Source organism: Brachybacterium atlanticum, assembly GCF_025669985.1.
Classification (GTDB): Bacteria; Actinomycetota; Actinomycetes; order Actinomycetales; family Dermabacteraceae; genus Brachybacterium; species Brachybacterium conglomeratum.
The window spans coordinates 22,072-29,769 of sequence record NZ_JAKJJW010000040.1 but is presented as its reverse complement, the minus strand read 5'-3'; the positions used below and the strand labels follow the sequence as shown (position 1 = coordinate 29,769).

At 72.1% G+C, this 7,698-nt stretch carries 4 protein-coding genes; all 4 read left to right on the top strand.

All coding sequences use genetic code 11. The annotated features are described in order from the left end of the window. The coding region (locus L3K22_RS14885) for an FHA domain-containing protein (protein WP_263312076.1) at nucleotides 1-533 on the top strand (533 nt) is incomplete at its 5' end. Continuing rightward, nucleotides 530-2,179, top strand: coding sequence for a serine/threonine-protein kinase (locus L3K22_RS14880; protein ID WP_263312075.1), 1,650 nt, complete (start codon nucleotides 530-532; stop codon nucleotides 2,177-2,179). The genes L3K22_RS14885 and L3K22_RS14880, both read left to right, overlap by 4 nt. Nucleotides 2,180-2,308: 129 nt before the next feature. Next, entirely contained in the window at nucleotides 2,309-3,019 is a 711-nt protein-coding gene (locus L3K22_RS14875) for an FHA domain-containing protein (RefSeq protein ID WP_263312074.1), read from the top strand. A 96-nt stretch (nucleotides 3,020-3,115) separates the two neighbouring features. After that, the gene (locus L3K22_RS14870; RefSeq protein ID WP_263312073.1) at nucleotides 3,116-7,582 is read left to right on the top strand and encodes a type VII secretion EssC family protein; all 4,467 of its coding nucleotides are present in this window, start codon (nucleotides 3,116-3,118) and stop codon (nucleotides 7,580-7,582) included. Nucleotides 7,583-7,698 lie beyond the last annotated feature (116 nt).

The following is a 7,698-nucleotide window of genomic DNA, read 5'->3' as shown; positions in this document are numbered from 1 at the left end:
GCTGTGGCAGCGGGAACGCGAGGGAAACCAGGTATCACCAGGCTCTTTGGTGGCGCACAGTGATGGGCGGCGCCGCCGTGGCGCTGCCGGGGCTGGTCTGCGCGAACGGCCATGCGAACTCGCCGGAGAGGTCGGCGTGCCGGCTCTGCGCCGCGCCGCTCAGCGGGCCCACCCGCACCGTCGCACGCCCTCCGCTGGGCGCCGTCGCGGTGAGCACGGGGGAGGGGTTCGTGCTCGACCGCACCGCCGTCATCGGCAGGCGCCCCCGGGCGTCCCGCGTCAGCGGCAGCGATGTGCCGCAGCTGATCACGGTGCCGAGCCCGCAGCAGGACATCTCCCGCTCGCACCTCGAGCTGAGGCTCGAGGGATGGCACGTGGTCGCGCTCGACCTCGGCACCACCAACGGCACCACGCTGCACCGCGAGGGCTACGAGCCGCTGCGGCTGCGCCCCCGCGAGGGCGTGGTGCTCCACGACGGAGACCTGCTGGACCTGGGGGATGAAGTCCACCTGACGTACGGGGAGAAGCCATGAGCTCGAGACCGCCCTCGGCACCGCCGCGCCTGGCCGGCTACGAGTACGAGAAGCTGCTCGGCTCGGGCGGGTTCGCGGACGTGTTCCTGTACCGCCAGGCACGGCCGCAGCGCCGCGTCGCGATCAAGGTGCTGCTGTCCACGGTGCTCGACGACTCCGTGCGCCATCAGTTCGACTCCGAGGCCAACGTCATGGCCCAGATGTCGACCCACCCCTCGATCGTCACGATCCACCAGGCCGAGGTCTCCGGGGACCACCGCCCCTACATCGTGATGGAGTACTGCTCGCGCCCGAACTACGGCGTGCGCTTCCGCAAGGAGCGGATCACCGTCGCCGAGGCGCTGCGCGTGGGCGTGCAGATCGCCGGCGCCGTGGAGACCGCGCACCGCGCCGGGATCCTCCACCGCGACATCAAACCCGCGAACATACTGGTCACCGACTACAACCGGCCCGCCCTCACCGACTTCGGCATCTCCATCGCCGCCGGGCAGGGGGACGACGTCGAGGACTCCCAGGGCATGTCGATCCCCTGGTCGCCGCCCGAGTTCTTCGCCGACCCGCCGCGCGCCGACGTGCGCAGCGACGTGTTCTCCCTCGCCGCGAGCGTGTACTCGCTGCTGGCCGGGCAGACGCCCTTCGAACGGCGCGGGCAGCGCAACACCGCCACCGACCTCATCCAGCGGATCGCGAGCGAGCCGCTGCCGGCCCTGAACCGGCCCGACGTGCCCCCGGAGCTCAACCGGGCGCTGTCCATCGCGATGGCGAAGGACCCCGCCGGCCGCTACGACACCGCGCTGGCCTTCGGCCGTGCGCTGCAGCAGGTGGAGCTCTCGCTCTCGCTCCCGGTCACCCAGATGGACGTGCTGGACGACCGCGGCGCCGCCCCCGCCCACGACGGCGAGGACGACGAGCTCGTCGAGCACACCCGGATCCGGAAGGTCGCCACAGTCGACCCCGAGACGGGCACCAGCCCCGGCGGCCGTCGGCGCAGGGACCCCTATGCCGGGGTCGCCCCGGCGCTCGGAGCCGCCCCCGCCCCGGCGGGTCCCGCGAGCTGGTCGGGCGCCTCGGCCCCGTCGGCCGCCGACGCCTCGGAGTCCACGATGCTGCGCCCCGCCGGGGCGCCCGCCGGATCCGTCGGCCGTGCGCCGCTGGCCTCCGAGCACCGGGAGCCGGAGCCCGAGAGGCCCCGCACCCCCGCCTGGCCGTTCGTCACCCTCGCCGCGGTGCTCGTGCTCCTGCTCGGGGTCGGGGCGACCCTCGGCGTGCGGCACTTCTTCGCGGAGGAGCCCGAGGAGGCCCCCTCCACCCGCGTCAACGCCCCTGTCGACCCGGAGGAGGCCCCGGGCGCTCCCCGCAGCCTCGAGCTGCAGGTCATCGCCCCCGAGCAGGAGGGCGGGCGGACCGGACGGGTGAAGGTCGCGTGGGAGCTGCCCGAGAACTTCTCCCAGGAGGACCACTTCATCGTGCAGTGGCAGGACCTGCCCGCGAACTACGACCGCTACGCCGTGCAGCACGAGGTCCACGGCCGCAACTCGGTCGTGATCGAGATCCCGCCCCAGCTGGCCGAGCGGTGCCTGACCGTCAGGACCGTCAACCCCAACGGGCAGTCCAGCGAGCCGGCGAAGAAGTGCCTCAATGGGTGATACCTCGACCATCATGGCCCCGATCTCCATGACCCCGACGACCGCCGATGGGGACAGCGTCTCGCACGGCGAGACGCGCGCAGCCGCGGCGCGCGCCCACCGGACCCGACACACAGGAGAGAAGTGACCATGGCATCGACGATCTCGGTCGAGTTCTGCGGCGAGTGGTACCGCGTCGAGGACGGGGAGGAGCTCACAATCGGTCGCGAGGCGGACCTCACGATCGACGAGGACAACCCCTTCCTCCACCGACGCTTCCTCACGATCGTGCAGGTCGAGTCGATGTGGTGGCTGGTGAACATCGGGGCGCGGCTCTCGGCGACGATCACCGACGGCACCGGCTCGATGCAGGCCTGGCTCGCGCCCGGCGCGCGCATCCCGCTCGTCTTCGACGTGACCAAGGTGGTCTTCACCGCCGGCCCCACCACCTACGACCTGTCCGTGCACGCGGAGTCCCCGGAGTTCGCGCGGATCGCCGGCCCCGACGACCCGGCGGGGGAGACCACCGTCGGCTCCGTCCAGCTGACCCCGAGCCAGAAGCTGCTGATCCTCGCGCTCGCCGAGCCGATGCTCACCCGCGAGGGCTCCGGCATGAGCTCGGTGCCCACCTCGGCGCAGGCCTCCGAGCGCCTGGGCTGGCAGCTGACGAAGTTCAACCGCAAGCTCGACAACGTCTGCGACAAGCTCGACCGGCTCGGGGTGCGAGGGCTGCGCGGCGGGCCCGGCAAGCTCGCCTCCAACCGACGGGCCCGCCTCGTCGAGCACGCCGTCTTCTCACGGCTGGTGACGAGCGAGGACCTGCCGCTGCTGGACCAGTCCCAGGACGAGGACGACGACTAGGCCGCCCCGCCGGGGATCGAGCTGGACGGACGGAGCCGATCCCCGAGGCGGGGATCAGGACGGCGGGCGAGGGGCCCGCCAGGGGGAGGAGACCAGATGCGCATCAAGCTCACGCTGCGCAGGCCCGAGGACCGGCTGACCGATCTGGAGGTGACCGCGGACGCGACCGCGACCGTCGCCGACGTCGCGAACGCCCTGTACCTCGCCGACCCGCTGCGCAGCGAGGTCGAGCCGCCCGACGGGCTGACCCTCCAGGTCCAGGACCCCGGTGCCGGACCCGGCGCGAACGGCGTGCGCTCCCTGGACCGCTCGATCGACCTGATCCAGGCCGGTCTGCGCTCCGGCAGCATCGTCTCCATCGCCCGCTCCTCGAGCGAGTACGCCACCCGCTCCGAGTCCCGCGGCGCCGCAGTCGCGCTGATGCGCGTCCTCTCCGGCCCCGAGTCGGGACGCGAGTACCCGCTGCCCTCGGGGTCCAGCGTGATCGGGCGCGAGGGCGATCTCGACATCCGCATCGCCGACCCGATGCTCTCCAAGCGCCACGCCCGCATCAACGTGGGCGACACCATCGAGATCGTCGACCTGCACTCCTCCAACGGCGTGGTGATCGGCGGCGAGCGGGTCCAGCGCGCCGTGATCGGCCCCTCGGACACGGTGCTGATCGGCGGGACCACCTTCTCGGTGATCCTCCTGCACCGCCTCGGCGGCACCGCTCCCAGCTCCCCGGTGGTCGAGTTCAACCGGTCCCCGCGCGTGGTGCCGCGCTTCCCCTACCGGCCGCTGAAAGCGCCGACGCCGCCGAAGGAGCCGAACCCCCAGTTCTTCCCGATCTTCATGATGTTCGCCCCGCTCCTCATGGGCGCCTTCATGTTCTCGCTGACCCGCAGCCCCTTCTCGCTCATGTTCGTGTTCATGATGCCGATGATGGCGACGGCCGGGTATCTCAACCGCAAGTTCCAGCAGAAGAAGATGCTCGAGCGGCAGATCGCGAACTTCGAGGAGGGACTCGCCTCCCTCAAGCGCCGCGTCACCGCAGCCCAGGACCTCGAGCGGGCGGTGCGCCTGGTCGAGGCGCCCTCGGCCGCGGACACCGTCGACGCCGCCTTCCGCCTCGGGCGCCTGCTGTGGACGCATCGCCCCGAGCACAACGCCTTCGGCACCGTGCGCCTGGGACTGGGCATCGCGGAGTCCCGGGTGGGCATCGACATGCCCGGCGAGAACGATGCCATCCCGAAGTACTACGACATGCTCGACGACATGCACGAGGAGTACAGGATGATCGCCGGCGTGCCGGTGGTCGCGGAGCTGAGGTACGCGGGCAACCTCGGCGTCGCCGGCGGAGGCGAGGAGGCCGACGGGGTCGCCCGCGGCATCGTCACCCAGCTCTTGGCCCTCCACTCCCCGGCGGAGATCGCGCTGGCCGCGATCACCTCCCGCTCCAGCCGCGACATGTGGCAGTGGCTGAAGTGGCTGCCGCACACCTCCAGCCCGCACTCCCCGCTGCCCGGCGACCACCTCGCCGACACCCCCGGACGCGGCACCTCCCTCCTCTCGCGGATCGAGGAGCTGATCGAGCAGCGCGCCGGCGATGCGCCGCCCGCCCTGCGCACCCCGATGACCGTCGACGTCACCGAGGAGCCGCAGGTCCCGCCGGAGCCGATCACCCCGAGCCTGGTGGTGATCATCGAGGACGACGCCCCCGTGGACCGGGCGCGCCTGGTGCGCATCGCCGAGCGCGGCCCCGACGTCGGCGTGCACGTGATCTGGTGCGCCGCGAACATCGCCGCGCTGCCCGCGGCCTGCCGCACCTACGTCTCCGTGGACGAGTCGATCGAGGGCGCGAGCGCCGGGCACGTGCGGGTGGGGGAGCGGTACTACCCCGTCACCGTCGAGACCGTCTCCGTCGACGTCGCGGCCGGCGTGGCCCGCCACCTCGCGCCCGTCGTCGACGCGGGCGTCCCCGTCGACGACGACTCCGACCTCCCCCGTGCGATCTCCTATCTCAAGCTCGGCGGCATGGCGATGGCCGAGGACCCCGACCACATCATCGAGCGGTGGAAGGAGAACAGCTCCCTCACCCCGCGCGACGGCTCCGAGCCCCAGCGCCGCAAGCACGACGGGAACCTCCGCGGGCTCATCGGACACAACGGCCAGGACGCCTTCCACCTCGACCTGCGCACCAACGGCCCCCACGCCCTCGTCGGCGGCACCACCGGCGCCGGCAAGTCCGAGTTCCTGCAGGCCTGGGTGATGGGCATGGCCACCGCGCACAGCCCCGACCGGGTCACCTTCCTGTTCGTGGACTACAAGGGCGGCGCCGCCTTCGCCGACGCCGTCGACCTGCCGCACACCGTGGGCCTGGTCACCGACCTCTCCCAGCACCTGGTGCGACGCGCGCTCACCTCGCTGCGGGCGGAGCTGCACCATCGCGAGCACCTGCTGAACCGGAAGAAGGCCAAGGACCTCGTCTCCCTCGAGCGGACCGGCGACCCCGAGGCCCCGCCCAGCCTGATCATCATCGTCGACGAGTTCGCGGCGCTGGCGAAGGAGATCCCCGAGTTCGTCGACGGCGTCGTGGACGTCGCCGCACGAGGCCGCTCCCTTGGCCTGCACCTGATCCTCGCGACGCAGCGGCCCGCCGGCGTCATCAAGGACAACCTGCGCGCCAACACGAACCTCCGCATCGCGCTGCGCATGGCCGACGAGGCCGACTCCAAGGACATCCTCGGCGACAAGATGGCCGCCCACTTCGACCCCGGCATCCCCGGCCGCGCCGCGGCGAAGACCGGCCCCGGCCGCATCGCGACCTTCCAGACCGGCTACGCGGGAGGGTGGACCACCCACGAGCCCGAGAGAGCACGCATCGACATCGTCGAGAAGGACTTCGGCACCGGCGAGCAGTGGGACATCCCCTCCCCGCCGACCAAGGAGGTCAAGGACCCCGGCCCCAACGACATCTCCCGCGTCGTCGCGACGGTGAAGGCCGCCGCCGAGCGCGCCGGCGTGCCCGCGCCCCGCAAGCCGTGGCTGTCCGAGCTGGCCGACGCCTACGACCTCTCGCGCCTGCCCACGCGTCGCACCGACGAGGAGCTGCTGCTGGGGGTGATGGACGTGCCCGAGGAGCAGTCCCAGCCGACCGTCTCCTACTATCCCGATCGCGACGGCAACATGGCGATCTACGGCACCGGCGGCTCCGGCAAGTCGACCACGCTGCGCACCATCGCGATCTCCGCCGCCTCGACGGTGCGCGGCGGCCCCGTCCACGTGTACGGGCTCGACTTCGGCGCCTCGGGCCTGACCATGCTCGAGGACCTCCCGCACGTCGGCTCGATCATCGCGGGCGACGACGAGGAGCGCGTGATCCGCCTGCTGCGCACCCTGCGGGAGCTGATCGACGACCGCGCCCGCGAGTTCGCGAAGCATCGCGCCGGGTCCGTGGCCGAGTACCGGGACCTGACCGGGAAGTCCGACACGCCCCGCGTGCTGCTGCTGGTCGACGGCATGGCCGCCTTCCGCGAGGCCTACGACTACTCGAACCTCTCGAAGTGGTTCACCACCTTCGTGCAGATCGCGACCGACGGCCGCCAGGTGGGCGTGCACGTCATCGTCACCGGCGACCGTCCCAACGCGATCCCCACCTCGCTCGGCTCCTCGATCCAGCGCCGCCTCGTCCACCGCATGGCCAGTGCCGACGACTACTCGGCCTTCGGCGAGCCCAAGGACGTCCTGGACGGCACCTCACCCCCGGGACGCTCCATCCTCGACGGCCACGAGGTGCAGATCGCGGTGCACGGCGGCGACTCGAACGTCGCGATCCAGTCCCGCGAGGTCGCCAAGCTCGCCCAGGCGATGCGGCGCGCCGGCGTGCCCGAGGCGCCCACCATCGAGCGCCTGCCCGAGCGGGTCGAGCTCTCGACGCTCCGCCCCGTCGTCGGCGGCCGGCCCGTCCTCGGCCTGGCCGACGAGACCCTCGCCGAGATCACCTACGAGCCGCGCGGCGCCTTCATGGTCACCGGCCCCATGGGATCGGGTCGCACCACCGCGATGCTCACCATCGCCACTGGCCTCAAGGCGATGGAGAACCCCATGCGCCTGGTCCGCTTCTCCTCGCGCCGCACCCCGCTGACCGGGCTGCCCGTCTGGGACGTGGAGGCCTCCGATCCGGACACCGTGCGCGAGCTCGCCGGCCAGCTCCGCCAGACGATCGAGTCCGGCTCGGTGGGGGAGGGGTGCCTGGCCCTGTTCATCGACGGGGTCGCCGACTTCACCGGCACCGGCGTGGAGAACGACCTCGACAAGCTCATCCGCGCCAGCACCCGCGAGGGCCAGTTCGTGGTGGGCGAGAACGAATCCGCCTCGTGGTCCCAGGCCTACGTCCTCGCCCAGCCGTTCAAGGCCGGACGGCGCGGGCTGCTGCTCCAGCCCAGCGACATGGACGGCGACTCGCTGCTCGGCACCGGACTGGGGAGGATCCGTCGGGCCGACTTCCCGGCCGGCCGCGGCTTCCTCGTCTACAGCGGTCGGGCGATGAAGCTGCAGGTCGCGCAGATCACGTCGGGCTGAGGGCCGATCTCGGGGGCCGACGGGGAGGGGCGTCGAGCCCGCCCCGGAGACCCCCGCGACGCGTCCGGACGGGTGCTCCGTCCCCATGGGGACTCCTCCCCATGGTCGCCTCCGGC

What these genes read in the sequence shown, in the direction of transcription:
- L3K22_RS14880 (WP_263312075.1), top strand. Translation starts at nt 530, where the DNA reads ATGAGCTCGAGACCGCCCTCGGCACCGCCGCGCCTGGCCGGCTACGAG.
- L3K22_RS14875 (WP_263312074.1), top strand. Translation starts at nt 2,309, where the DNA reads ATGGCATCGACGATCTCGGTCGAGTTCTGCGGCGAGTGGTACCGCGTC.
- L3K22_RS14870 (WP_263312073.1), top strand. Translation starts at nt 3,116, where the DNA reads ATGCGCATCAAGCTCACGCTGCGCAGGCCCGAGGACCGGCTGACCGAT.